Source organism: Flavisolibacter ginsengisoli DSM 18119, from assembly GCF_900129295.1.
Classification (GTDB): domain Bacteria; phylum Bacteroidota; class Bacteroidia; order Chitinophagales; family Chitinophagaceae; genus Flavisolibacter; species Flavisolibacter ginsengisoli.
In genome coordinates this window covers 1-1,176 of record NZ_FQUU01000054.1, presented here as the reverse complement: position 1 = coordinate 1,176, position 1,176 = coordinate 1, and the positions used below count along the sequence as shown (strand labels likewise).

1 protein-coding gene is annotated in these 1,176 nt (G+C 41.0%); it reads right to left on the bottom strand.

Going from position 1 to position 1,176, the window contains the following annotated elements:
• Nucleotides 1-1,176 (bottom strand): hypothetical protein (locus BUA53_RS21380; protein ID WP_217653050.1); only part of this gene is annotated, 1,176 nt, incomplete at both ends.

Here is a 1,176-nt window from a genome sequence, read left to right as displayed (position 1 = left end):
ACATCCTCCACCCTCTGAGTTAGTACCTGTAACTGTATAAGTGTACGTTCCCGCTGGAGCACCTGAAAATATAACACTAGACCCATTCGTTGTATTTAAAAACGTAGCAGGACTCCATGTATAGGTGTAGGTAACTTCACTAGAGGCAGTTAATGTTGCATTACCACCAACACACACATTTGAACTATTAATCGTTATTCCCCCTCTATCAGCTCCGGGACGATTTCTTTCAGTAGTGCTAACTAGTGTTTGTGGAATAGTACAACCACCAGATGTTATTTGTAACCAATAACAGTCATTATTAGTGGGCAAATATGAGGTACCATTGGCGCCAGGTATTGGATTAGAATTGCCACTAATACCGCAATTGTTTTTATCCATCCATTGATAGGCAAAACTTCCATTTCCTCCAGTTGGGAAATTAGTAACTCTAAATTCAACTCCCATTCCTAAACAGGTAGCAAACTCAGCCCAATAATCTGCTTCATTAAAAATAATCTTTGGTGTAAGAGTTAACGTTTTTTGTGAGACTGCATTTGCACAAGGCGAATTACCTGATGCGGTAAGAGTAAGTGTAACACTCCCAGCAGCATTGTCAGCCGCACTTGGAGTATAAGTTGCGTTTGTCAAAGAATTTGCATTCGTAAATGATCCACTCCCACTCGAAGACCAGGTTATGGTTGAATAATTTGATGCACTAGAACCTGCTGTAATATTAACAGATGTTGCATTTTGTGGTGTTGCTTGAGCAGGATTTGAGCAAAATGAAACATTTGTGCCAGCAACCGCAATTGGTGCATTGACAAACGATAATGTTTTAGAAGATGTTACATTCCCACAGGGGGCTTTCCCAAGAGCAGTTAGTGTTATAGTAACGCTGCCAGCTGTAATATCAGCTGCGCTTGGTGCATAGGTGGGTGTTATAGTAGCACCATTTGTAAATGTTCCAGTACCACTTGTAGACCAACTGACTCCAATATTGTTAGTTGCACTTGCACCTGAAATTGTTATTGAGTTATTATTTGAACATGCTGCTTGATTTAAACCAGCATTTGCTGTTGGTTTGGCATTAACCGTGATGGTTCCTGTGGCATTTACACTGCCACAACCACCCGTCAGCGGAATGGTATAATTAAATGTTCCCGAAGCAGTCGGTGTACCACTGATGGTAATCGT